Origin of the sequence: Brevibacillus choshinensis, from assembly GCF_001420695.1 — a bacterium.
GTDB classification, from domain to species: domain Bacteria; phylum Bacillota; class Bacilli; order Brevibacillales; family Brevibacillaceae; genus Brevibacillus; species Brevibacillus choshinensis.
The window spans coordinates 555879-580797 of sequence record NZ_LJJB01000013.1 but is presented as its reverse complement, the minus strand read 5'-3'; the positions used below and the strand labels follow the sequence as shown (position 1 = coordinate 580797).

Annotated in this window: 20 protein-coding genes and 1 pseudogene; 7 read left to right on the top strand and 14 right to left on the bottom strand. The window is 48.2% G+C overall.

What is annotated here, in order from left to right; translation table 11 throughout:
• Positions 1–17 precede the first annotated feature (17 nt).
• From AN963_RS32390 to AN963_RS22980, 3 genes are all read right to left on the bottom strand, one after another.
• On the bottom strand, positions 18–2189 hold the full coding sequence (locus AN963_RS32390; protein ID WP_083497037.1) for a CotS family spore coat protein: 2172 nt from the start codon (positions 2187–2189) through the stop codon (positions 18–20).
• Between the two features lie 158 nt (positions 2190–2347).
• On the bottom strand, positions 2348–5608 hold the full coding sequence (locus tag AN963_RS22985) for a DEAD/DEAH box helicase (RefSeq protein ID WP_055746878.1): 3261 nt from the start codon (positions 5606–5608) through the stop codon (positions 2348–2350).
• A 146-nt stretch (positions 5609–5754) separates the two neighbouring features.
• A complete protein-coding gene (locus AN963_RS22980; protein ID WP_055746877.1) occupies positions 5755–5973 on the bottom strand; it encodes a hypothetical protein in 219 nt (72 codons plus the stop codon).
• A gap of 308 nt (positions 5974–6281) precedes the next feature.
• Between AN963_RS22980 and pdaA the strand changes: the two genes are divergently transcribed.
• On the top strand, positions 6282–7031 hold the full coding sequence (gene pdaA / locus AN963_RS22975; RefSeq protein ID WP_055747836.1) for a delta-lactam-biosynthetic de-N-acetylase: 750 nt from the start codon (positions 6282–6284) through the stop codon (positions 7029–7031).
• Positions 7032–7101: 70 nt separating this feature from the next.
• On the opposite strand, the gene aspA is transcribed toward pdaA, so the two are convergent.
• Positions 7102–8526, bottom strand: coding sequence for an aspartate ammonia-lyase (gene aspA / locus AN963_RS22970; protein WP_055746876.1), 1425 nt, complete (start codon positions 8524–8526; stop codon positions 7102–7104).
• Positions 8527–8683: 157 nt separating this feature from the next.
• Between aspA and AN963_RS22965 the strand changes: the two genes are divergently transcribed.
• Positions 8684–9208 carry a Gmad2 immunoglobulin-like domain-containing protein gene (locus AN963_RS22965; protein WP_055746875.1) on the top strand — a complete coding sequence of 175 codons (525 nt, stop codon included), beginning with the start codon at positions 8684–8686 and terminating at the stop codon, positions 9206–9208.
• Positions 9209–9262: 54 nt separating this feature from the next.
• Here AN963_RS22965 and AN963_RS22960 read toward each other — a convergent pair whose 3' ends face one another.
• Both AN963_RS22960 and AN963_RS32315 read right to left on the bottom strand, forming a co-directional pair.
• Positions 9263–10849, bottom strand: coding sequence for a hypothetical protein (locus tag AN963_RS22960; protein ID WP_055746874.1), 1587 nt, complete (start codon positions 10847–10849; stop codon positions 9263–9265).
• A gap of 304 nt (positions 10850–11153) precedes the next feature.
• Positions 11154–11279, bottom strand: a complete 126-nt coding sequence (locus AN963_RS32315) for a hypothetical protein (RefSeq protein ID WP_269084408.1) — start codon at positions 11277–11279, stop codon at positions 11154–11156.
• Between the two features lie 121 nt (positions 11280–11400).
• Between AN963_RS32315 and AN963_RS22955 the strand changes: the two genes are divergently transcribed.
• A complete protein-coding gene (locus AN963_RS22955; protein ID WP_330218852.1) occupies positions 11401–12156 on the top strand; it encodes a YwaF family protein in 756 nt (251 codons plus the stop codon).
• An 82-nt stretch (positions 12157–12238) separates the two neighbouring features.
• A pseudogene (locus AN963_RS22950) lies at positions 12239–13031 on the top strand (SDR family oxidoreductase); the annotation flags it as partial.
• 20 nt (positions 13032–13051) lie between these two features.
• Here the strand turns inward: AN963_RS22950 and AN963_RS22945 are convergent.
• On the bottom strand, positions 13052–13936 hold the full coding sequence (locus tag AN963_RS22945; protein ID WP_055746872.1) for a LysR family transcriptional regulator: 885 nt from the start codon (positions 13934–13936) through the stop codon (positions 13052–13054).
• A gap of 147 nt (positions 13937–14083) precedes the next feature.
• Between AN963_RS22945 and AN963_RS22940 the strand changes: the two genes are divergently transcribed.
• Positions 14084–14989, top strand: coding sequence for a DMT family transporter (locus tag AN963_RS22940; protein ID WP_055746871.1), 906 nt, complete (start codon positions 14084–14086; stop codon positions 14987–14989).
• A 311-nt stretch (positions 14990–15300) separates the two neighbouring features.
• Here AN963_RS22940 and AN963_RS22935 read toward each other — a convergent pair whose 3' ends face one another.
• On the bottom strand, positions 15301–16899 hold the full coding sequence (locus tag AN963_RS22935) for an amidohydrolase (RefSeq protein ID WP_055746870.1): 1599 nt from the start codon (positions 16897–16899) through the stop codon (positions 15301–15303).
• Positions 16900–17099: 200 nt separating this feature from the next.
• Here AN963_RS22935 and AN963_RS22930 point away from each other — a divergent pair, with 200 nt between their 5' ends.
• Together AN963_RS22930 and AN963_RS22920 are read left to right on the top strand one after the other, a co-directional pair.
• Entirely contained in the window at positions 17100–18416 is a 1317-nt protein-coding gene (locus AN963_RS22930; protein WP_055746869.1) for an MFS transporter, read from the top strand.
• Positions 18417–18953: 537 nt separating this feature from the next.
• The gene (locus tag AN963_RS22920; RefSeq protein ID WP_330218850.1) at positions 18954–19379 is read left to right on the top strand and encodes a NucA/NucB deoxyribonuclease domain-containing protein; all 426 of its coding nucleotides are present in this window, start codon (positions 18954–18956) and stop codon (positions 19377–19379) included.
• Between the two features lie 153 nt (positions 19380–19532).
• On the opposite strand, the gene AN963_RS22915 is transcribed toward AN963_RS22920, so the two are convergent.
• The 6 genes from AN963_RS22915 to AN963_RS22890 form a co-directional block, all read right to left on the bottom strand.
• On the bottom strand, positions 19533–20132 hold the full coding sequence (locus AN963_RS22915; protein WP_161827302.1) for a TetR/AcrR family transcriptional regulator: 600 nt from the start codon (positions 20130–20132) through the stop codon (positions 19533–19535).
• A 218-nt stretch (positions 20133–20350) separates the two neighbouring features.
• Positions 20351–21055 carry an ABC transporter ATP-binding protein gene (locus tag AN963_RS22910; protein WP_055746865.1) on the bottom strand — a complete coding sequence of 235 codons (705 nt, stop codon included), beginning with the start codon at positions 21053–21055 and terminating at the stop codon, positions 20351–20353.
• Positions 21042–21830 carry an ABC transporter ATP-binding protein gene (locus AN963_RS22905; RefSeq protein ID WP_083497035.1) on the bottom strand — a complete coding sequence of 263 codons (789 nt, stop codon included), beginning with the start codon at positions 21828–21830 and terminating at the stop codon, positions 21042–21044. Before AN963_RS22905 ends, AN963_RS22910 begins: the two co-directional genes overlap by 14 nt.
• Positions 21823–22773 (bottom strand): branched-chain amino acid ABC transporter permease, encoded by a 951-nt coding sequence (locus tag AN963_RS22900; protein ID WP_055746863.1) that lies wholly within the window; start codon positions 22771–22773, stop codon positions 21823–21825. The genes AN963_RS22905 and AN963_RS22900 overlap by 8 nt, the downstream gene beginning before the upstream one ends.
• A 3-nt stretch (positions 22774–22776) precedes the next feature.
• Complete coding sequence (locus AN963_RS22895; RefSeq protein ID WP_236708064.1) at positions 22777–23670, bottom strand: branched-chain amino acid ABC transporter permease; 894 nt, start codon at positions 23668–23670, stop codon at positions 22777–22779.
• 83 nt (positions 23671–23753) lie between these two features.
• Entirely contained in the window at positions 23754–24899 is a 1146-nt protein-coding gene (locus AN963_RS22890; protein WP_055746862.1) for an ABC transporter substrate-binding protein, read from the bottom strand.
• Positions 24900–24919 lie beyond the last annotated feature (20 nt).

The following is a 24919-nucleotide window of genomic DNA, read 5'->3' as shown; positions in this document are numbered from 1 at the left end:
TCCTTTCCTCGTACGGCTCATCGCACTCCTCTGGACTTTACCCCTTTTTTTGCGCTTGGTTTATTCGCTGCCTGTTTGTTCATTTTCTTGCTAGGTGCAGTAACCTTGGCATAAGAGTGTTTGATGTTAGACGAAGCCGCTTTTTTTGTTTTATTCCCTACAGATGCTGTTTGTTTCACTGATTTCGCTGCTTGGTTGACAGACTGTTTGCTAGCCTGTTTAACGTTCTGTTTGGCCATTTTTGCCTTTCGTTGCTGTAAAGAGACAGCTTTAGATGCGGCAACAATCTTATTCTTTTGAGCCTGCTGTTTTAACTTCGCAAGCGTTGTTGTCTTTCTTTTGGCGGAAGAGGTACTCGCGCTCGCGGCTTTCTTGCGTACGACCTTCTTTTTCGCATTCGTCTTTTTGGTTTGTCCGCTAGCAAGATAAGGGGTAAGGTCAATCACATTGGAGGAAGGCGCCCTGCGCGTACGTGTTGTGCTTTGTTCTGAAGAAGTGTTCGTCTCTTCTTTGGTTGATCCAGTAGTTGTTCTGCTCTTCCCATACGATTGAGGCTCAACTGTCACGAGTTTTGCTTTTCTCGAAGCTGATTTGGTTTCTTCTTTTGCTGACTTTTCTTCTTTTGAAGCTGATTTGGATTGCACTTTTTCCAATTTTGCTTCTTTTTTTGTCGATTTGGATTCCTCTTTTACCGGTTTCGCTTCTTTTGTCGTCGATTTGGATTCCTCTTTTACCGGTTTCACTTCTTTTGTCGACGTTTTGGATTCCTCTTTTACCGGTTTCGCTTCTTTTGTCGTTGATTTGGACTCTTTCTGCTCTGCACTTGTTTTTTTAGCCGATCTCCCGGATTCGAGTAGTGACTTGCTTCCTTCCACAGCCGGTGTATGTTCAGCTGCAACAGACTTGGACCGCTTCTTTGTGACTTTGATTTTCTCCGTTCTTTTTTCCTTCGATCCAGCAGTATCCTCGGCGTTTGCTGTCTTTTGTGGCTGCAGGCCCCAGTTGTTTTGATTCCACGTACTGCTCTCGGAAGGTACACGCTGAGGTTCCGTAGCTGCAATTTTTTGCTCGTAATCGCCAGCCTTGTATTTCCCCAAGTCGCCTGCCAGTTCAGCCAATGCATGTGCTTTTGATTGATCGGTCGCAACCACCCGCTGCAGGATTGCATCCGCTTCTGTATTCAAAAACATAATGGGGTCGAAAAACATTTCTTTCAAATGCTTATAAAATTCGTTCGGCACTGCCATATCGATCAAAAGTACCTCGTAGGACTCAGCATCAAGAGGATTGGCTTGGTGATACGCATCGATCATGCCACGCATCCACGTCAAATCCCAGACGCCCATGTCGTCCATCGTACTCGTAATCAGCTTGCGCAAATCTCGAAATGGCAGATCGTATGAAACGCCATCTAAATCGATTACCCACAACCCACCGGGTCCATTCTGTCCGTTAGACCAACCGTAATCTTGATGCACCAGCCCCCAGTGAGGCTCCCCCATCGTAACCATTCTTGGGTAGGCTGAAGCTTTCAGGCGATTCAATGCTTCCACCGCCTGTTGCTCGTACTGATCGACTACTGCCAAAATCGATGGGCTTGCTACAGTATCGCGGTATGCCTTGGCCATTTCTCTCATCCAGCCGATTTTCTTGGCTATTTTTTGATAGTAATTCGGCCAACGATACAAACGAGAAGAGTTTTTGGCACCAAACGGAGGCAAGTACCCTTTGGTATGCCGATGGAATTCACCAAGTCCGTAGCACAATTCTTGTGCGCCTACTAAATCCACTTTAGTTGCCGGCGTAAGATTGATCCAGTCCGTAACGATCCAAAGCTTTCCGCCCATCTCTACAAATAATTTGCCATCTATCGCAGGGATCAGTGCCGGTACCCTCGCACCTTGCTGAACAACATACTCCTGCAGTCCCACACTGAACAAGCTTCGCTCTGGATTCCGATGCAACAGTTTTAGACTGCGTGGTCCCTTATTCGTCTCTATCCTCCAAATCGCTCCACCTTTGTCTGGCTTAGAAGTGATCAGTGTACGAGAAGTAACGGTCATGTCGTATAGTTTGATGACCTGCTCCGCTATCGCATCAACTTCTGGCGGTACGTGCATATCCCAGTCCAAAGGAGTCGGTTCAGAACCCACCCGAGTATCCCACGGCGTAATCAGATACTGTTCCATTCCATTCCCCCCCCCCGGTACAATTGGAAATTCCTTACGAATTCTTAATAAACTATTCGTTCTATTTTGAACAGGAAACGGACAAATATCCATGGGGAAGCCAATTAAAAAAGCCTTGATCTGTATATGACACAGACCAAGACTTTTATCTAATCATCTCACCCGATCATCAATAGCTCTCTAATATCCTGTTCCGTCAAGCTGGACAACGCTTCTTGGCCGGGTTGGATTACTTCCTGAATGAGGTTCTTCTTTTTTTGCTGAAGTTCAAACATTTTTTCTTCCACTGTACCTTCTGCGACGAGGCGGATGACTTGGACGACATTTTTTTGCCCGATTCGATGGGCTCGATCTGCCGCTTGCTGCTCCACAGCTGGATTCCACCATAGATCGTAGAGAATCACCGTGTCAGCACCAGTCAAATTCAATCCCGTACCCCCTGCCTTGAGTGAAAGCAAAAATAGATTTCTCTCCCCTTCATTAAACCTATTGCACAGCTCAACGCGTGTCGCTGCCGGCGTGTCTCCGTCCAAATAAAAGAATGGAATTCCTTCGTAGCCTAGCTCACGTCCAATTATCCCGAGCATTTCCGTAAATTGGGAGAACAACAATACTCGTTTCCCTGCATTTCGGCAATCCTCTAGGATTTCCATCAACTGCTCGAATTTGGCTGAGCTTCCTTCGTAGTCTTCCACAAAAAGGGCGGGATGACAGCACAGCTGACGTAGTCTGGTTAAGCCAGCAAGAATCTTGATCCGGTTTTTCTGAAAGGTTTCTTTGTACAAATGCTTCAGCGTCTCTTGCTGAAGCTTAGCCAAATAGGCTACATAGAGCTTTTTCTGTTCCGGCAAGAGCACGGTGGCTTGAAGAGTTTCGATCTTTTCTGGAAGCTCCCTCAAGACATCTGTCTTCAATCTCCGCAACAGGAATGGACGGACGCGTTTGGCCACCTGTTCTCTGGATAAGTCGTGAAATGCTTTTCGAGCCGGGAAAAGGCCCGGAAAGACTGCGTCATAAATCGACCACAATTCATCTAATCCGTTCTCGACAGGCGTACCAGTGAGGGCAAATCGGTAGGCAGCCTGTATGCCTTTTACTGCTTGGGCTGTCTGTGTTGTGTGATTCTTGAATGCCTGCGCCTCATCCAGAAAGAGTGTATGGTACGAATCCTTCGCATACGTAGCAAAGTCTCTGCGTAATAGAGGATACGAGGTAATAATGACATCAACCTGTGACGCATCCTTCAAGGTCTGTGTACGCTCACTCTTGGTGCCGTCCGCAATGACCGCGCGGATCTGCGGCGCAAATTTCTTCAGCTCACTTCGCCAGTTGTAGATAAGAGAGGCAGGCGACACGATTAATGCAGGCTGTTTGCGCTCCCTGATCTCCGGCAGGACAGACACGAGAAACGCAATACTCTGCACAGTTTTTCCCAGTCCCATATCATCTGCCAAAATCCCTCCGAAATGATAGTGGGCGAGTGTCTTTAACCACTGATACCCATACACCTGATAGTCGCGTAGGACGTTCAACAGGCTCTCCGGTACAGGAAAGTCCAGATTGTCCGGATTGCGCACGTTTTCCAGGAGTCGACGAAATGATTTTCCCACGGTAATCGCTGTGCTTCTGTTGTCTGTATCCATCATCGTTAGACCGCGTGCGATGGGGAGGCGTAGCTGGGTACCCTGAATATCTTTCCCATGGATTCCCATTTCGCCCATAAAGCGTTGAATGTCTTGATATTCAGCACTTTCTAATGGAAGCATGGCTCCATTTGGGAGAAGGTAATACTTTCGCTTTTCCTCCAGTGACTTCAATAAACTACGAATCTCTGTCTCTGGAATCCCGTCAATGTCAAATGTAAAATCTAACCAGTTCGTTCGCTCGTCTACGTCCACCCTGATCTTTGGAGGAGCAGTTGCAGTGTGTAATCTCACTTTTACTGCATTGGTAGCATAAACTTTTATCAGCTTTTCCAGCTGTGGGACCATCCGATACAAGAATTCATATTCTGATTCTTCATCTTCCATATAATAGCCTGCTTCTGTCTGGGCAAAGGCACTCTGCTCCATCAGCTCTAAAATTTGCCGTTCCCGTTCTCCATCCCTTACCACAATCAGGTCAGTCCCACGACTTTGAGAGGAGTCTTCAAGAGGATTAAAAACAATATCTCCGTATTGAAATTCCAGTCCAGCTATCAGCCGATCCCTGATTCGATCCAAATACAATCTTGCCTGGAGCTGTGTACGTACCAAGCGAGAAGAAACAGATGGTGCGATCGCCACGCTCCCAACCTTCACCAGCTCCGGGACAACTTGTACCATAAAAGGCTCCATCTGATCCTGCGAGATTTGAATGCCGTGTTTACGCGAAGTAGCTAGCATCCTTTTCAACTCGGAGAGGCGATAGCCCATCTCTGGGGACAGCTTATGCAGCTTTCCATTGGAAACCGCTACACCATATGGTTCCATCACGGTGACATGCTCAAGACCTTTTATTTCCATTTGATAACTGTCCGAGCTTCCTTGATCAAACGAAAAGCACAACGGTAATGGTTCCTCGGATACCGTAATCCCCTCGAACGTCCCGTTTTCCAATTCAAAGGTTATTATCGGAGCACGCAAAAGAGACTCCATCAGTTTTCCCCAAGAGATAGGCGGAACGAGTAACGTCCTCGTTTCACTATCGCGGTTATGGATCGAGGTACGGTGAGAAGTCTCTCGATACATCTTTTCATTTTGGAGGATCTCAATCAGTTGTTTGAGAACGAACTCATCTTCCTTTTGGAAATAGTGAAGAGTTGGATCGTAACGGAAGTGGCTCGTGAATTCATATGGTTTTCCTTGCTCGATCCGCTCTAAGCAATCCTTTATTTTTTTCACAATGTATCGTCGCTTCGAACCTATCTTCAGTTCAATCCCGAACATGTGCTTTTGGTAACCGTACGTGACCAGCTTGCAAATTATCTCAACTTCCAATGGCGTTCTGGCATCGAACCGTGTTCTACCCGTTTTGACGGACGTTTCCGCAAAAAGGCCCAGTAGGTTGGTCGCCAATTGTTTTTCGAATGACGAGTCTGTCCGCTCAGCTCTGCTTGGCTCGCCAGATCTCGCTATGACGGGAGATCTGCCATCCAACTCAAGCTCGAGAATCGCTATGAGAACGGCAGCAACATGCTGGCAGTCCTGATCGTAGGATTGAAGTGATGGACAAGTACAGGTGGTTTCCATTCCATCCTCATCCCATTCCACTGTTACCTGATCACTGATGATTCCCTTGACCTGTGCTTGATAACTCGGAATGTATGGATTGTAGTCCGTGAATGTCACTTTCCCCGCCCGATTGTAGGCTTTTCCTTTTTCATAGGAGATTTTGCCACATCGCTGCTGTATTAGCCTGTGGGTCAATTGAACGCTCATCTAAGTAATCCTTTCCTTCCAAATGGGAACAGTGTCCTTTATGTTCTGTTGCTTTCATGATAACAGATTGCCCACTTTGAAAGGCAAAAGAAAAAAGATGCGCCTCTTGACGCACCTCTTTTCTATCCACCAAATACCTTCCATGCTTACTGGTCTTCGTCTTCCGAGCCGTCTTCGTCTTCCGAGCCGTCTTCGTCTTCGTCGTCTTCTTCATCTTCGCCGTCTTCATAAATGGGGTCATTATCCCCTACGAAAGTCCATTTCTTTTTCGTTCCGTCTCTGTATTCGATTTTGACCTCTACTTCCTCGATGCCATCGTCATCTCCAGCTTCATCTTCAAAATACCTCAACCAATTCAGCCCCATGACTTACACCTCCTGGTACTGGATGATTTCACATTTGAATCGTCAGCGATATCACCGTTGACTTAGATATGATATGACGGGTATCTCCTGGTTGTATGAGCAGTTGTCCCTCCTTCCCTCCCTTTTTTCACCCATCTTCTTATGCCAAAATGGTCCCCTTCCTCGTTACATAAATGGAAGGGGACTGGACAAACTTTCATGGACGACTCCGTTAGCTTATGGAAAGGACGTGAAGTTAAATGATGGACAAGCTGAATGCAAAGCTGCCAACGCAAAAGCAATCAGCATCCACCTGGCACCTCATTGTTATGTGCCTCTTGTTGCTATTGATTTCGCCGATTCACTCCGCTCTCGCCGTTTCCGATCATCCCTATCACTTTGGATTCAAAAAAAGCAAAAACGGACAACTCCCCTCGATAAACGAAGAAGGCTTTAAAAGCATTGTGGATCGACATGGAGCGGTTTTTTTAGGGGATACGTCAAAAAAAGAACTGTACTTAACCTTTGACAATGGCTATGAAAACGGCTTTACGGCCTCGATTCTTGATACACTTCTCACGCGAAAAGTGCCTGCCATTTTCTTTGTTACGGGCCATTATGTGAAGGACCAGCCCGAGCTACTGAAAAGAATGGCTGCAGAAGGTCATCTGATTGGAAACCACTCTTGGAGTCACCCTGACATGACCACGATTCCGAACGCCAAAGTCAAGGAAGAGCTGACGAAAGTGAAGGATTCCGTGGCCCAAGTGGCTGGACAAAAGGAAATGCGCTATTTACGCCCACCTCGTGGTATTTTTAGTGATCGTACGCTGGCCGTTTCCAAGGAATTGGGCTACACAAACGTCTTCTGGTCGGTCGCATACCGTGACTGGGATACCAAAGTACAGCGTGGCTGGAAATACGCCTACGACAGCGTCATGGCACAAATGCATCCGGGGGCGGTCATTTTGCTGCATTCCGTCTCCAAGGACAACGCTGATGCTCTCGGCGCAATCATCGACGAAGCTCGGAAGCAAGGGTATGAATTCAAAACCCTAGATCAGCTCCCTCCTCGATGAGTTCACAAAAAAACTCCCGAGAACCATCGCTATCGCGGGTCGCGGGAGTTTTTGTTCTTTTTTTGGGGTCTTACGCTTTGTCGAGTAAAGACGCACCAGCAATGCCGGGATGAGTCATTTCGAACGGATCGAGGATCAGATCCAGTTCCTCTTCTGTCAACACATTGTGCTGCAGGCACAATTCACGTACGGACTTTCCTGTCAAAATCGCTTCACGAGCAATCCGTGCAGCCGTTTCATACCCCAGATGTGGGTTGACGGCCGTGATGACACCAACGCTCTTCTCTACATATTCTTTCATTCGTTCACGGTTTGCCTCGATACCTGCCAAGCAATGCTGAGTGAAGACGCGGAATGCATTGTCCATGATGCTGATCGATTGCAATAAGTTAAAGACCAGCACAGGCTCCATTACGTTCAGCTCCAGCTGCCCTGCCTCGGATGCCAGACAAATCGTATGGTCATTTCCGATTACTTGGAACGCAACCTGGTTAAGAACTTCTGCCATCACCGGATTGACTTTACCTGGCATGATTGAGGAACCAGGTTGGCGTGCAGGCAAGGAGATCTCCCCGAGTCCGGCGCGTGGTCCAGATGCCATCAGACGAAGGTCATTTGCCATTTTGGACATGTTCATCATGCAAACTTTCAAAGCAGCGGAAACTTCCGTGTAGGCGTCGGTATTTTGCGTTGCATCTACGAGGTGCTCCGCCCCGGTCAGAGGGAAGCCTGTGATGTCTGCCAGTTGCTTTACAACCATCGTGATGTAGCGAGGATCGGCATTCAATCCTGTACCGACTGCTGTCGCTCCCATGTTCACTTCGTACAAGTGCTGACGGGACTGCTTGATGCGCTTGATATCACGCTCCAACACGCGGCGATAAGCTTCGAATTCTTGTCCCAGACGAATCGGAACCGCATCCTGTAGGTGGGTCCGACCCATTTTAATCACATCGTCAAACTCACGTGCTTTTTGGCCAAAGACATCGTGCATACTATCCATGGTAACCAACAGTTTTTCTAACAGATCCAAGGTAGCGATATGGATGGCTGTCGGAAAAGCATCGTTCGTAGACTGAGACATATTGACATGGGTATTGGGGCTGAGATGGAAGTAATCTCCCTTTTTCTCTTCCAATAGTTCCAACCCGCGGTTTGCAATCACTTCGTTGGCGTTCATGTTAATGGATGTACCCGCTCCGCCTTGAATCGGGTCAACAATGAACTGATCATGCCATTTTCCATCGATGATTTCCTGTGCAGCGGAGACAATAGCGTTGCCCAGTCGTGGATTGAGTCTGGATACTTCCATGTTGGCAATCGCCGCTGCTTTTTTTACCATAGCCATCGCGATGATCAGGGAAGAGTGAAGACGGTAACCGGTAATCGGAAAGTTTTCCGTCGCGCGCATAGTTTGAACACCGTAATAGGCATGTACTGGAATTTCTTTCTCACCGAGAAAATCCTTCTCAATTCGATACGTTTGTTCTGCCATTTCTTATTCGACCAGCTTTCTGCGATTAGTGGATAATGCTACCTCTCCATTCTAACATAGAAAAGTCGTTGTGAACGCCCTTGGAACACTATCGCCTGATTTCACGTCTTAGTATGTGAGAAGTCTCACGATAAACTCGACAGAAAAGAGGGATTTCATGAAAAAGGTTTGGATACTCTTATTGACTGTCTTTTTGCTACAAGGTTGCACAAGTGCAGGACAGAGAACTCCATCTACACCTGCCGAACCCGAAAAGCCGCCAGCGAGCGTTCCTTCACAGCCACCAGCTACTACACCGGAACAACCGCCGACTTCGTCACAGCCTGAGAATCCTTCCACATCACCAGAGCAGAAGCCAGCAACGGAAACACCGGGCACTTACTCCAATGATATTTTTAAAGATGTGACGGTCAAAAAAACTGGAACGGATACCTTTGAAGTGAAAGGGAAGGCACAGGTATTCGAAGGAACCGTGAGCTACGTCGTCGAGGATGGTCACAACGAGCTTACACAAGGCTTCATTCAAACATCTGCCGGTGCCCCTGCCTGGGGAGATTTTACCCACACGATCAAGGTGAAAAAGGCTGAACCCAACACGACCTTGTCACTCATCCTGTTTGAAACGAGTATGAAAGACGGAAGCAGACGGATGGAGCTGATTATCCCTCTTCCTGAGAAGTAAAGAATAAAAGAACCCCCTGACTCACTCGTTACTGAGTGGTGCCAGGGGGATTGATTATGCGCTCACGTTTTCTTCTGTTGGCCGAACGTTTTTCTTCTTGGCAATCTGATTCGCTATCAGGGTAATGATCAACGAGCAGATCAACCCGCTGGCCATCGCCACAATAAACCCTAGCATGTTGTTTGAGAGCAATGGGGCCATGACGGATGGAACGTAGGCTGTACCACGCACATCGAACACGCCTACCATCATCCCAGCGATTCCTGACGACACGATCGCTCCTGCAAAGACCATCTTGTTGGAGAACATAAACGGATACGCGGCTTCTACGAACGTTCCAAAGCCCATATTGATGAGAAAACCAGGTGTGGCAACCGTTGCTTCACTCTTGTCCCGCGGCGAAATGATGTTCGCCAGGGTAATCCCTGCTGACACCATGACTAATCCGACCATGTCGACTGCTCCCAGGAAGCTGTTTCCGGTTTTCTCCATTTCCAAAAGGACAATCGGGAGAATCGCTGCATGGTAGACTCCTCCAATGATTGCCGGCCAAATGAGCAAGCCTGCGATAAGTCCTGCCAAAATCGGGCTGTAAGATACCGCCCCTTCTATCAGTACTTTAACCCACTCCCCTGCCTGCAGCGCAATGGGTGCCAACAAATAATAAACGAGTAATCCTGCTACAAGTCCGGACACACCACCCGCGATAATATTGACGGTAGTGGTAGGAAATTTCCACTCGATACATTTACGAAACAGCACGTTGACGAGCAGACCCGCTCCGATCCCGCCAATCATCCCTCCGATAATACCACCGTCCATCGACAGAACACCTGCCAATACACCTGCAACAACAGATACTTCCTCCATGTCCGAAACTTGTTTCGCCGCAATCGCTGCAATGACGACTGGTAAAGCTTTGATCAAAACATCGAAGACGCCACTGAGCATATCCAGCCCTGGAATTTTGCTTAGCGCCAAAACCAATGCGAGTGCAATGAAGCCTGGAAGCGACGACATCATAATTCCCCGTATATTGATTCGTTTCCACGGACTGTCTGAGACCGCCCCAGCTAATTTGGTATCTCCGATCATCGGTCGATAAGAAATACCCCAGTGCTTGGCAAAAGCGGTTACGAAGCTGATTGCACGCGTCCTGTTGGTGGTCCCAGTCGTGCCCGAAGTCAAAATGACATGAGCTCCTTTAGCGCTGATGAGAGCCATCGAAGTACCGCCTGTCCCCACGATCGGGATTTTTTTCTCGACTGCTGCCTTGATGATCTGTTCGTTTGCCCGATTCGGATCGGCACTCATGCTGATCAGGCCGTCCACCCGTCCATTTCGCAGCTCGTCCGCCCATTGTTCATCTGTGCTACGTACGTGTTGATTACATTCCTCCAATGTACCTGTAAAGGAGATGACTGGTGCACCCGCTGCTTCATCCCATGAATAAACGGCTGAACTCGTCTCCTTTCCCGCCGAATCCATGGAGCCTTGAGCTGCTACAAATTGAATGGCGGCTATTTCGAAACCTGCCGACTCCGCTTGGGTGCGTATTTCACCCAGCAGCTTTTGCGGGTCTTTTCCCCCTAAATTATACAAATTTCCCCCACTACTCCCGATGATCACGATCCGTTTCATACGTTTTCTTGTCCCCTTATTTCGCTATGGTAAAGCGTTACTTTGGTAAATGACTATAATTTTACTTTAGTAAAGCAAGAGGAGAAATTCAATCCTTTCTGTCTTTTTCTTTAAAGAAATGTGAAATATGAGGTCCTAGCAGGATGTGGGCTGGAACACATGGTATAATTTGGTCAATTGATATATCGTGTCAACAAACAAAAATTATCAGAAAAGTCGAAACCCTCTCCGCATGCGAAGAGGGTAACTTTGGAAATCTTATGCATATATGGTGTGGGACTGTTTCATGTCCTTACTCATGTTGTTACTTCTTTTCGGCTTGATCTTCCTTGAAGCATTCCATGCAAAGAGCACCATTGTTCTCAATTTCGTACTCCGTCAAACGAGCCTGGCAAGATTTGCATTGTTTTTCCGTTAATACCAAGTTCAAGACTATATCTCCTCTCAATGATGTACATTGGTCTATTTTCATTATAGCCCACGAACTATATGTAGCTAGTAGTTTTGTGTTAAAATTTCGTGAATTCTTTTAATAAACGCTCAACTTCCAAATGGAGGATATGATGACCTCACCTTACTTCACTTACATGATTACAACTGAACCCTTTCGAATGTTTTCGATCAGTCATGTGTGCAGTTTGCTCCTTTGCGCCCTGATTCTCACGCTCCTCTATGTTTACCGTCATAGACTTCAGCCACCATACGTGGACACGGTGTCGCGATTCCTACTCGCTGGTGTTCTCGCAACATCAGAAATCGCCTACCACTTGTGGCATATCGGGACAAACACGTGGTCACTGCGCGAAGCATTGCCCTTACAGCTCTGTAGCATCACGCTTCTCTTGTCCATCATCATGCTGGTTACCAGTAGCTATCGACTTTTCGAACTGACGTTTTTTGCTGGCCTTGCCGGGGCTGGAATTGCGCTTCTCACCCCGGAGCTGTTTTATCCATTTCCGCATTTTCGCTTCTTTCATTTTTTTGTGGCTCATGAAGGAATCGTACTCGCTTGTCTATACATGACATGGGTCAAAGGATATCGACCTACCATTTCCTCCGTCTGGAAAGCGATGGCCGCACTCAATGTCTTGTTGGTAATTGCCCTCCTAGTCAATCGCTGGACAGGTGGAAATTATTTGTTTGTCTCTCACAAGCCTGAACAACCTAGCTTAATGGATTATTTGGGACCGTATCCCTGGTACATCCTCTCGCTGGAGGTTGTTGCACTCCTTCTGTTTACGCTGCTCTACTTGCCTTTCAGAGTCGGAAAGCGCAGCACTGCTCGCAGGCATTCAATCGATGCTTAACCTACAGTGTATTCCTGGCCCGTAACCTCTCTAGAACTGGGCGAATATCATGGCGATATCGACTGATTGATGGAGGGATTGTCTTGTATCCGAGCGTCCTATTTACGACAATCCTGACTATTTGGGCAGCGGCAAGTTGAAAGACAAGGTCGCTATTATTACGGGAGGAGATAGCGGGATTAGTCGGGCTGTGGCCGTTGCTTTTGCAAAGGAAGGGGCAGACGTGGCCATCGCGTATCTCGACGAGCACATCGATGCAGAAGAAACAAGACAGGTAGTAGAAGGCTACGGAAGTCGTTGCTTACTGATGCCTGGTGATTTGCGCGATGAGGCATGGTGTCGTGAGGTCGTTCAAAGAACAGTTGCTTCTTTCGGAAAAATTGACGTGCTCGTGATGAATCAAGGTGTCCAGTTTCCTCAAAATTCAATCCATTAGTCGGCAACAGCTAGAGGATACATTTCGAACTAATATTTATCCTCATTTTTTTCTTACCCAGGAGGCGCTGCCTTATTTAAAACCAGGAAGCTCCATCATTAGTACAACATCTGTGAACGCCTATGCGGGACATTCGTTGCTCGTCGATTATTCTGCTACCAAAGGAGCGATCGTTTCCTTTACGCGTTCCTTGTCTCTGCAGTTAGTCAGTACGGGAGTCAGAGTCAACGCTGTCGCACCCGGACCTGTCTGGACTCCACTGCAAGTATCCAGCTATACCGCTGAATACATCACCACACTGGGAACAGACACGCCAATGCGACGCGCCGGACAGCCTTTCGAATTAGCTCCGACCTATGTGTATTTAGCATCCGATGATTCAGGCTATGTGACCGGTCAGGTGCTTCATGTAAACGGAGGAACGATGACAGAGACGTAAAATATGAGCACCTCACCTACTTACTGTAGCGAGGTGCTCTTCTGTACCCACTCTGTTACACAATGGAAAAACCGCTGTGACGCTGGTGACATCTGCTTCATGGAAGGAACAGCAATGCCTAATGATCTGTAATGTTCCCCTGATAATGGAATCGTGCGAATGTTCGGGGGCAAGCGAAATAGTATCATTTCCGGTAGAATACTGATTCCAAGTCCACTTTGCACCATGGCGATAATGGCGTGGTCGTCTCCCACTTCGTACTTTACTCGCGGAGTAAATCGAGCATTTCGGAAGATTCGTTGAATGTCATTGTCGCAGCCGGTCTTTGGCATAATGAAGATTTCCTGCTGCAAGTCACTGAGATGCACGGATTCTTTTTCGCACAGTGGATGGTCATCCGTCACGATCACAAGCATGCGGTCCTGGTGTAACGGCACGGTTTCCAAGGTCTCAGTCGCTGGCAAAGAGACGAATCCCATATCTACTGAGCCAGACACAATCCAGCTTTCGATATCATCGTAGTAGCCTTCCAGCAGCTTGATCTCAATTGCGGGGAACTGATCTTGAAACTGTTTGAGAATACCAGGGAGCCATTGCGTTGAAACACTCGTAAACGTCCCGATTCGCACCGTTCCCACTTCAATCCCGTTGATTGCCGAGACCTCCTGTAGCATTTGCTCGTTCCAGCGTAGCATCTCTCTCATGTATTTGAGTACACGCTCCCCATTGCTCGTCAGACTGACCCCCGACCGTCCTCTCGTCAAAATCGAAAATCCGTATTCTCTCTCCAAGCTGGCTATCGCGTGGCTGATCGCCGCTTGGGTCAGGCCGAGCACTTCACCCGCTCTCGTCAGACTGCCAGACTCTATCACGGTGACGAACACTTCAAACTTACTGAGGCTCACGAAAACCACTCCCCATTACACAAAAACTTTTCATGCAAAAAATAACAAACATTCATTTTTCTTATTTATAAGATACCCTTATACTTTAAACGACACAATACCCGGTACAGACAAAGCTGCTGCCCGGTTCTAGGGGGACGTTTCTTCATGAAGCCTCAAGTAAAAGCTGACCTTGCCATGCTGCTCGTTACCCTTTTTTGGGGATCATCCTATCTGTTCATGCAAATGGGTCTGACTGATCTCGAGACGTTCAATCTCATTGGCATTCGGTTCGGAATCGCATTTATCATCGCTGCCTTGTTCTTTCATAAGCGCATCATTCGGATCAATCGCAAAACGCTTTTACATGCCTTGATTTTGGGGGCCATTCTGTTCGGTGTCTTTGCTACCGTTACGGAGGGAGTGAAGACGACGACGGCTTCTCAGGCAGGCTTCCTGGTCAGTCTTACGGTTATTTTCGTTCCTTTGCTTTCCATTTTGCTCAAAAACAAACCGGAGACACGCGTCTTTTTTGGTGCAGGACTCGCCCTCATCGGCATTGGTCTTTTGACATTGACCGATCACTTTCAAATAAGTCAAGGTGATGCCTTGTGCATCGGAACAGCTTTGTTTTATGCCACACACATTATCGTAACGGGAAAATTAGCTCCACAGTCAGATGCGATCCAGCTCGGCGTCTATCAGCTCGGGTTTGCCGCCCTTTTCGGACTCATTTTTTCAATTTTCACAGAAGCACCCAGACTCCCACACACGCCAAAAGCCTGGCTCGCTGTACTCGTGCTCAGCATCCTGTGCAGCGCCATTGGTTTCGTCGTGCAAACAGTAGCCCAACAGCATACGACTCCTACCCACACTGGCTTGATCTTTTCGCTGGAGCCGGTTTTTGCCGCTCTCTTCGCCTTTATGCTGAACGGAGAAACACTCACTGTTCGTGGTTATATCGGCGCAGCCCTTGTCTTGTTGAGCGTATTGATCGCCGAGATTGATCTTCGGCGGTGGATTCGTGGAGAGCAGAAGGTCACTCCGCTTCCCGAACGAAATCTCCCTCTGTGAGAGAGCTTTCTTCTTAGATATGGAGCTCTCGCCGACCAACTGCCCCTGCGGACGTGGTGTTGGGGCCACTCAATCGATCAAGGACGGACAGCTGATTCGCTTGGATGGGACGCATGGCTACCTATTGGTAATAGAAGAAGAGCACAAACAAGAAGGAAACAGACCTGTGTGCTCTAGATGAAAATGCGGAAGACAGAATCGATATCTCGTCGCGATTCTGCCTTCCGCTGAAATTGTTTATTCCTTGATTGGGCTCTATCTACTCGAAAAGGTGGATCTCACATAAAGTCATGCCAAACATCATGATTCGACTATCTAGAATAGCGCACATGACCACCAATTACCGTCATCACGACCTTGGTCGACAACAGCTCATCCGGGTCGATTGAGAACAGATCGTGCGAGTAGACGGTCATGTCGGCAAATTTTCCGCGCGATAAGGTGCCTTTTACATGGTCTTCATTGGTGACAGTAGCACTTCCGAGTGTGAACAGGTGAATGGCCTCTTGCATCGTCAGCTTTTCATGAGGGAGGTATCCACCATGTGTATCACCTGGGGCTTTTCGGGTGACGGCTGCGTGAATGCCAAGCAACGGATCGATCGGTTCGACTGGAGTATCCGATCCAGCCGCACAAATAATGCCTCGCTCCATCATCGTCTTCCAGATGTAAGAATGCTGGATGCGCTCCTCTCCTACGCGATCCATGACCCAAGGAAAATCGCCTGCCAAAAAGCGTGGTTGGATATCTGCGATGCGATGGGGGACCGCCAAGCGGTCGAGCAAATCCGGTCGCAAGATTTGGGTATGAATCAGTCGATCGCGATAGGCGACTGGAGCAAACTGATCCAGACTGTCAAGAACCATCTCCAGTGCTTTGTCTCCGATCGTATGGACCGCTATCGGCATATGCAGCTCGCGTGCCTGACGGACCAGCTCTGTCAACGCCTCCTGCTCATGCACAGGATAGCCGCACGTCGTTGGATCATCTGCGTAAGGTGCCCCCAGATAAGCAGTACGACGACCCAGAGCTCCATCCGCAAAAATTTTGACTGCGCCAATATTCACATGACTGTTCCCATAGCCTGCATGCATCCCTAAGTCACGAAGCTCGTGCATGTTTGGGTAATACACGAGCAGATTGCAGCGCAACGCCAGCTCTTCTCCATTAATCAGTTCATCGTAGAGTCGATACGTTTGCGCAAGTCCATGCAAATCCCGGCAGTCTTCCGTATGTGCCCCTGTCAAACCATGCTCCATCGCGTAACGAACAGAGCCCCGCAAGGCTTGTTTTAACGAATCATAGCTTGGTTTGGGGATGTTCGGCGTGATTAGGTTGGACGCCGTTTCGAGCAGCATGCCTGTAGGCTTTCCCGTTACAGGATCGTGCACAATCACTCCGCCTGCTGGCACTGCCATATCCGGGTGGTAGTTGCTTAGCTCCAACGCCTTGCTATTCACGAGATTCGCATGACCGCAAATACGGGACAAGAGGATCGGGCAATGAGGAGCAACGAGATCCAGCTCCTCCAAGGTAGGAATCCCTCCTCCTCCTACAAACAGGTTCTCGTCCCAGCCGAAGCCTTGGATCCATTCATTTGGCGGAGTCTGTTCAGCCTTTTGTTTAATCAAATACAGCATTTCGTCTTTGGAGGTTGCCTTGGTCAAATCCAATTGGAGAAAGGTCAGGCCCAGCCAGCCCAGATGAAGATGACTGTCAATCAGCCCTGGTGTTGCCGTGCAGCCTTGGAGATCGATGATCCGGGTATCGCTTTTGCCCCATTGCAGGGTCATGTCAGCATCTGTTCCCAGATCGTGGACGAGTCCATCTTTGACGACCATGGCTTGTACGAACAAATGCTGAGGATCTCCCGTATAGATACGTCCGTTAGTAAAAATTGTGGTGTTCATTTCACTACCCCTTTTTATAGCTTTACTCCTCGTTCCTTATTTGGGTAATGAGTGCCTTTTTCCTTCCTGAAACAAAAGTTTTTTGTTTTTTGCAACAAATGGCACACAGGGAAATTCTGGTTTACCGTCTATTCCCTCTCCCAATCGGGCACGTTATGTACGAAGGTCCTATCAAAACTTTTCATGGAAGGGGCAGACACATGCACCCAAAGACGAAGTCCGGCTTCCCCGCCATTCGCCAAATACTACGTCAATCGGGTCAGGACCTGACTCATCAGGACAGAGAAGATCGAAATCGTGGACATGGTCAGTTGGACACCCAAGCCAAGCTCTTGCTATTCGTCAACGTCCTCTTCATTACAGCAGGAGCCTTATCGGGCACATTTGTTAACGTCTACCTCTGGAAGGTAAAAAGTCAGTTCGCTCCCATTGCTTGGTATACCTTCTCTACCCATCTCGCTGGTGCGCTCACTTTTTGGTTGGCTGGCGTCTGGGTAAAACGCTTCAACAAGATGAACGCACTGCGCTTGGGTATGGCGATATCTGCCCTCTTTTACCTGCTTGTGCTCGTTCTGGGTACCAAAGTCGTTTCTTATGCTGCACTGATCGGACTCGTGCAAGGGATGGCCGCAGGCTTTTTCTGGCTCGCCTTTAATGTCGTATACTTTGAAATTACGGGACCAGACAACCGGGATCTGTTTAATGGCTGGGCTGGATTACTCGCATCCGGTGGTGGCATGATTGCTCCGTGGATATCCGGTTACCTCATTTCACACTTGTCAGATGCGAGAGGGTACACGCTTATCTTTACAATCTCTCTCGTCTTGTTTGTCTTAGGTGTCGTGATCAGTTTTTTTCTAAAAAAACGACAGTCCGAGGGCAGCTATTCCTGGACGTTTGCCTTCCATAGTTTGCGGAAGGACACGAATTGGCGTTGGGCTTTCGGTGCTTTGGCGGGGCAAGGGCTACGAGAAGGGGTTTTCGGGTTTATCATCGGTCTTATGGTCTATATCGCCACGAAGAGCGAAATGACCTTGGGCAATTACTGGCTTATCACATCCGCAGTCGGTCTCGGCAGTTATTATGTGGTGGGCAAATGGTTCAAGCCGAGCTATCGCAAGTGGGGAATGCTTTGTGGGGCGTTGGTTATGAGCGGAGTCGTCTCGCTCTTTTTTTGGCAGGTCAGCTATGTTACCCTGCTCATTTTCGGCGCAGCAGTCGGCCTATCCTATCCGCTTTTCTCCGTTCCGATGATTTCTACCGTGTTTGATCTGATCGGTACCAATGAAGAAAGCGCACGAAATCGGGTCGAATATGTGGTCCTGCGTGAATTTGGGTTGGATGCAGGACGACTGCTGGGGATTCTCGTTTTTCTCGTGGTAACTTCTTTTAATACGACACCTATTACCTTGAACTGGTTGATCCTCTTGATTGGCACGGGGCCATTGATCGCGTGGTTTTGTATGAAGAGATTGTTTTCGCGAGTTGAGGCTTCTCACCCGAAAGAGGAAAACTAAAAAACTCCCTTTCTTCGTCCAGGAAGGGAGTTTTTCTATGGGTCAAAAATTAAGATAGCTGAGCACGATAGTTGTCAATCATGCGATGCTCCATTTTTTCTTGGGCGTGCATGGTGATTTCTCATTCCCTTCTTCGTTAAAAGCCCCTGTTGTTCCTGGAGCTCTTTGAACAAGGACTGGCCATATGAATGACGCATTTTCACTTCCATTCGTTCCCAAGAAGTGCTTCGATGTATCTTTGCTGGAATTGCTAAATTCCAGTCGCACCTATCACACCATAATGGATATCCTTCGTTTATAACGATATCCGTTCCGCAGGATGGACATGGCTTCACTCCTATACTCCTCCTCTACGCCCTTCGATCCAAGAGCTGTCTGAAAGCATTCTAACATGAGTAGCTCCTCATTTAAAGGCAGAATTGGAATATAATAGATGATTCTCAATTGGGCACTTTGCTGGATGCAACTGGCTTATCTATTGGTATAATTAGCTAAGAAATGAACCCATTCAGAAAATGTGACCCAAGGAGAACAGCTGTGCAGAAAAAAATCATCCTATTCATCGTCGCTCTTTTGTTTGCGATCGGCTCTTACTTTTTTGAGCAACGTACTACGCAAACGCAAACAAGCAACACAGAAGCAGATTACGTACTTGAATTTCCGAGCAGCAAATACCCGGAGACTGCCGAACATATCCGCTCCGCTATCTCCAAAGGACAGTCCGCTGTGTGTACGATTGACCGCAAAGGGGCAGACGAAAACCGCGAGCAATCGCTCAAGGGCGTGCCGACAAAACCTCGCTACGATCGCGATGAATGGCCAATGGCTATGTGCAAGGAGGGCGGAAAAGGTGCGGATATCGCTTATATATCCCCTTCTGATAATCGTGGCGCCGGATCATGGGTCGCTAATCAGGTAGATGATTATCCAGATGGGACAAGGGTTAAAATCGTTATCAAGTGACCTTCCATATGATCTGCTCACGAACCAAAAACCCGCCTAGGCTAGTGCCTGGCGGGAAATAAAAAAACCTCTATCGAGGGCAATTCGAGGATGAGAGACCGCGCTTAGGCGGAAGGTTTTTATACGTTTCGGAAAGTCTACCGCGGTGGAAGCTCACGCATGTTTTCCCGCCTCAATGCCGCGAAACACGACTTCTACTCCCTCTAGCAGCATCGCTTCGAGTGATTGCCCTTGTTCATTTCTCGCCCACGCAATGTACGATTCCAAGTAATAGGACCACAGCACTCGTGCCACGACACGAGTTGGTACATCTGCACGAAGCTCACCACATTCTTTTCCCCGCTCCAGCGTCTGGTAAAAAATTTCGATGGAGGGTGCTTCCTCCTTGAACAAGTCCCCTGAGCAAATAAATTCATTTAAAGCAATGACCGCCAATGCCCGATCACTTTCAATCGTTTGACAAAGAATTTTCATCATATGGTTGATCTGCGTTTTGGTCGAAAGCTTCTTGACCTGCTCATCCGTAGCTGCGGCTCTGACCTTGTCTCTGCGCTGCTTGATGATTTCCTCAATCAGTTCATATTTTTTGGGAAAATGCTTAAAAAACGTAGCCTTAGCGACGTCTGCTTCTGTCGCGATTTCTTCCACAGTTGTCGCATGGTACCCCTTTACACGAAATAGGCGGATGGCGGTGTCATATATATTTTGGCGTGTCGCCAGTCTCTTCCGTTCTTGTCTACCCACTGTGTCCACTGATCGATCACTCGCTTTCCAACTCAATCCACATGGAACTGAAGTCTACTTGTCATTTGGAGTGTCCCGTTCTCTACTGCTAGTTTCTCCAGTGTTTCAGTATAAAGGAATAATTACCCATGCGCTACTGAAAAAGAAATATTCAGGGTATTCAAATGTGTTGCTAAGACTATTTAATAAGCCCTTCTCCCAAGAGAAGAGCTCGTTCTGACGCCATTTTAGTGACCAAGGTAAGCTTTTTTAATTCGATCCTGTGAACGCAAATTTTCTGCTGAATCGTGAAAGCTGATTTCCCCATTTTCCAGTACATACCCTCGATCTGCCACGGATAATGCCTTCGTCGCATTTTGCTCGATGAGCAGGATTGTGATGCCTTGCTGCTTGATTTTTTGAATGGTGTCGAAGATGTCTTTTACTACAATCGGTGCCAATCCCATCGATGGCTCATCCAATATCAGCAGCTGTGGTTGAGACATGATTGCTCGTCCGATTGCCAGCATTTGCTGCTCGCCACCACTCATCGTACCTGCTAGCTGGTTTTTACGCTCCAGCAATCGCGGAAAAAGCTGATAAATCGTTTCCATATCTCGTTGAATTTCATGCTGCGCGGCTTTTCTCGTATAGGCGCCCATCATGAGGTTTTGAGCAACAGTCAATTTGGGAAAGACTCGCCGTCCCTCGGGTACCATGACGATGCCTTCTCGTACAATCTGGTGAGTAGGTATCCCGCTCATATTTTTGCCTCGGTAACGAATCGTTCCTTTCGAAGGGATCGTGCCGCAGATGGCATTGACCGTCGTTGTTTTTCCAGCACCATTTGAGCCAATCAATGTCACGACTTCTCCCTCTTCCACGTGAAGGCTCAGCTTGCGAACCGCGTGAATGCTTCCGTATGAAACGCTCAAATCTTCAATGTGCAGCAACCTGACTCACCTCCGCACTCTCTTCTTTTCCGATGTACGCTTCGATCACGGCCGGATTGGCGATGATGGCATCCGGTTTATCATCTGCGATCTTCTCCCCATGATCCAGGACAGCTACGCGGTCGCATAGACCCACGACCATCCCGACATTATGCTCGATCAGGATGACGGTCGTTCCGTTCTTGTTGCGAATATCGCGAATGAGCTGCCCCATCTCCTCGATTTCATGCGCATTCATTCCCGCTATTGGCTCGTCTAAGAGCAGTAGCTTGGGAGTGGAGACGAGGGCACGGGCGATCTCTACTCTGCGTTGATTCCCGTAGGACAGACTTCCTGCTGATTCCCCCTCGAATCCTTTTAAGCCTACCAGCTCTAAGATGTGCATGCTTTTCTCGGTAACCATGGACTCTTCCTTTTTCGCTAGCTCGAGCCCTAACAATGCGGACCATAACCCGGATCGAGTCTGACCGAACATGCCGACCTTGACGTTTTCGAGTACGCTCTCTTCCTTTAACAATCGAATGTTTTGAAACGTGCGGGAAATCCCCAGCTTGGCAATGCGAAACGGCTTTTGCGTATGAATCGCGGTACCTTCAAAGACAATGGCGCCTTCATTCGGCTTGTAGATTCCGGTTAATATATTGAAAAAGGTAGATTTCCCCGCTCCATTGGGGCCAATCAGCCCGACAATTTCTCCCTTGTTTACTTCAAGACTGACCCCTTGGACCGCTGTCAGTCCTCCGAATCGCTTCGTCACGTTTTGCACACTAAGCAACCCTCTCACCTTCCTTTTTCAAAGATGCTTGACTGGAGGGAAACAAATTGACCTTTTTTCCGAGATTTCCAAATATCCCTTTTGGACGATACCGCATCACAAAAATCATGAGCAGACCGTAAATCATCATCTTGTAAACATCCAGGTTTTTCATGTCGATAAAATCGAATTCGAACATACGAAAGATCTCCGGAATCAGATAAAGGAAGCTAACCCCGAAAAGGGTCCCGCGAATACTTCCGAGCCCGCCCAAAACAATCATGCTGAGTAGCGTCAATGAAATCGTGGTACCAAACGAATCAGCGCTCACAAAGGAAACTTTGTGGGCAAATAATGCTCCACCCGTCCCTGCGTAGGCTCCACCGATGGCAAACACGAGTACTTTGTAGTAAGTAGTGTTAATCCCCATCGCCTGTGCCACTGTCTCGTCTTCCCGAATGACCATCCATGCCCGCCCAATCCGCGAGGCGACCATCTTCTTGACCCCGTAGATTCCGATTAACATGATGATCACAACGAGGAGAAGGTACCCGACATTCTTCAACTCCACGCCAAAGAGCGAGGGAGCTGGGATCGAGCCGATGCCGTATGCCCCTCCTGTAATTTCGGCGTTTTTAAAAAATGACTGCGCGATTAAACCAAGCCCTAATGTCGTAATGGCCAGGAAGTCTTCCCGTATACGCAAGCTCGGTAAGCCTAACAATGCGCTAATCACAAACGTAATCACGATCGCGAGAAGGATGGATAACCAGACATTTAATCCACCTTTGACGCTCAAGATCGCAGATGCATAGGCCCCAATTCCGTAAAAGGCTGCATGTCCCAGCGATACTTGGCCGGCGTATCCCGTAATCAGGTTTAACCCCAATCCCAGTAAAATATAGATAAACAAAAAAACCACGATGTCTACGTAATACGGATTCAAGATTCCATCCACATGCATCCCCTACACTTTCTCGATGTTTTTCCCAAACAATCCGGAAGGTCTTACCATGAGAATGGCGATCAAGATGACAAAAGAAATGGCGTCCTTGTCAATGACCATCCCTGACAAAAATCCGTCACTTAACGCTTCCACGATACCCAAAATCAAGCCACCTACTACGGTTCCCGGTATCGAGCCCAATCCTCCGAGTACCACTACACAAAATGCTTTTAAGCCTGGGATCGTACCCATCGTCGGGAAAATCGAGTTGTAGGTGAGTGCGACTAATACGCCCCCAACGGAAGCCAGCGCTGAGCCGAGCATAAATGTGGCAGAGATGACCCGATTGACGTTGACCCCCATGAGCGATGCTGCACGAATATCCTGGGCCGCTGCTTGAATGGCCACACCCAGTTTAGTGAATCGAAGAAACGCGTACAAAAGGCCGAGAGCCAAAATTCCCGCAATGATAATAAACAGCTTGGTATTGGGCAACGAAATCGTTTCTGTGATCTGCACTACTGTCACGTCTATCCCCGCTTGTGGAAAAGGTCTCGTGTCAGACGTAAACAAGATTTGAAACAGATTTTCTAAAAAGATCGAAATCCCAATCCCGCTAATCAACGTCGTGATGGGATGTGATCCCCTGAGTGGACGATAGGCAAACCGTTCGATGGCCATCCCTGCCAAGGCCGATATCACCATGGCAAACAACAAAGCCACGAGGAAATGCATGTGCAGGTACATAATTCCGATCATCGCAGCAAATGCACCTACCATATAGATCACGCCATGTGCAAAATGAAGTAGCTTGAGGATCCCGTAAATCATTGTCAACCCAACCGCTATCAAAATGTAAATAAACCCGAGTGCAATGCCATTGAGTAATTGCTGGGCAAGCATAGTAGTGATCACACCTTTTCCCCAAGATGATGCGAGGAGAAAAGACAAGCGCACCATCGCACATCTCTCATCCTCCTCGCGGCTATCCGTCCCTTTTATTTCGCGGTCACAAAGTCAAATTTCCCATCTTTGACTTTTACAAAAATCACGGGTTTGACGACTTCATGGTCCTGGGCAAAGGAGATCTTGCCTGATGTCCCCTCCAGATCCTTGGTCTGGCTGATAGCGTCTGCCAGCCTCTCACGATCCGCCCCAACTTTTTTCAGCGCATCGATAATGACCAGTGCCGCATCATAGCTTTGCGAAGCGACCATTCCCGGTTCATCCTTGCGAGCTCCCGTCCAATCCGCTACGAAATCCTGCACGACCTGGCGAGTGTCTTTCAAATAGAATGAAGTGGTCAGAATGGTTCCTTCGGCGTTGGCAGTTGCCAGTTCTGGATATTTGGGGGTGTCCAATCCATCGACACCGATAAGCGGTACTGATAGCCCCACTTCCTTGACCTGATTGGCAATCGCAGCCGCCTCATTGTAATAACCGACAATGTATAGAGCATCGGGCTTGGTCATCTTCACGGAGGTCAAAAGGGAGCTGTAGTCCTTGTCGCCAAATTTGAACGCGCTCTCGTAAACGACTTTGCCTTGCAGCTCTTCCAGCTTGCTCTTGAATGCTCCAAAGATCGACGTGCCGTAGTCTGCTTCTACATATAGGACGGCGATATTTTTCATTTTCAGGTCATTGACGGCATATTCAGCCATGGCTTCCCCTTGGACTGGTCCCGTGTAGATGACCCGATTGATGTACTTTCCACCTTTTGTTACGTCTGGGTGGGTGGCGATTGAAACGACCATGGGAACCTTGGCTTCTTGCACTTTGGCTGCCACTGTTTTCGAAGAGCCGCTGTATGCCCCATCGATGATGGCTGTTACCTGATCTTTATTGATCAGCTTTTGCACAGCTTTCATCGCTTCCTCTGGCTTGCCTTGATCATCTTCAGCTACCAGCTTGAGTTTCTTACCGTCCATGCCGCCAGCTGCGTTGAATTTGTCGATCGCGAGCTGTGCGCCATTCAGACTGTTCGTTCCATCTGTAGCCGCGTACCCTGTAAGTGGTCCATACCAGCCGATTTTGATCGTTTCTCCCCCGCCATCGCTAGCGGTATCCCCGGATTGTTTTCCACAACCCGTCATCAGTAATGCCAGTCCTAAGAAGCCTGCCGCGAGCATTTTCCCTTTTTTCATCTGAACGCCCCCTTTTTCTG

Excerpts from the sequence above, each read along its gene's own strand:
- AN963_RS32390 (WP_083497037.1), bottom strand. The coding sequence starts at position 2,189 with ATGGAACAGTATCTGATTACGCCGTGGGATACTCGGGTGGGTTCTGAA.
- AN963_RS22985 (WP_055746878.1), bottom strand. The coding sequence starts at position 5,608 with ATGAGCGTTCAATTGACCCACAGGCTAATACAGCAGCGATGTGGCAAA.
- AN963_RS22980 (WP_055746877.1), bottom strand. The coding sequence starts at position 5,973 with ATGGGGCTGAATTGGTTGAGGTATTTTGAAGATGAAGCTGGAGATGAC.
- pdaA (WP_055747836.1), top strand. The coding sequence starts at position 6,282 with ATGTGCCTCTTGTTGCTATTGATTTCGCCGATTCACTCCGCTCTCGCC.
- aspA (WP_055746876.1), bottom strand. The coding sequence starts at position 8,526 with ATGGCAGAACAAACGTATCGAATTGAGAAGGATTTTCTCGGTGAGAAA.
- AN963_RS22965 (WP_055746875.1), top strand. The coding sequence starts at position 8,684 with ATGAAAAAGGTTTGGATACTCTTATTGACTGTCTTTTTGCTACAAGGT.
- AN963_RS22960 (WP_055746874.1), bottom strand. The coding sequence starts at position 10,849 with ATGAAACGGATCGTGATCATCGGGAGTAGTGGGGGAAATTTGTATAAT.
- AN963_RS22955 (WP_330218852.1), top strand. The coding sequence starts at position 11,401 with ATGGAGGATATGATGACCTCACCTTACTTCACTTACATGATTACAACT.
- AN963_RS22940 (WP_055746871.1), top strand. The coding sequence starts at position 14,084 with ATGAAGCCTCAAGTAAAAGCTGACCTTGCCATGCTGCTCGTTACCCTT.
- AN963_RS22935 (WP_055746870.1), bottom strand. The coding sequence starts at position 16,899 with ATGAACACCACAATTTTTACTAACGGACGTATCTATACGGGAGATCCT.
- AN963_RS22930 (WP_055746869.1), top strand. The coding sequence starts at position 17,100 with ATGCACCCAAAGACGAAGTCCGGCTTCCCCGCCATTCGCCAAATACTA.
- AN963_RS22900 (WP_055746863.1), bottom strand. The coding sequence starts at position 22,773 with ATGCATGTGGATGGAATCTTGAATCCGTATTACGTAGACATCGTGGTT.
- AN963_RS22890 (WP_055746862.1), bottom strand. The coding sequence starts at position 24,899 with ATGAAAAAAGGGAAAATGCTCGCGGCAGGCTTCTTAGGACTGGCATTA.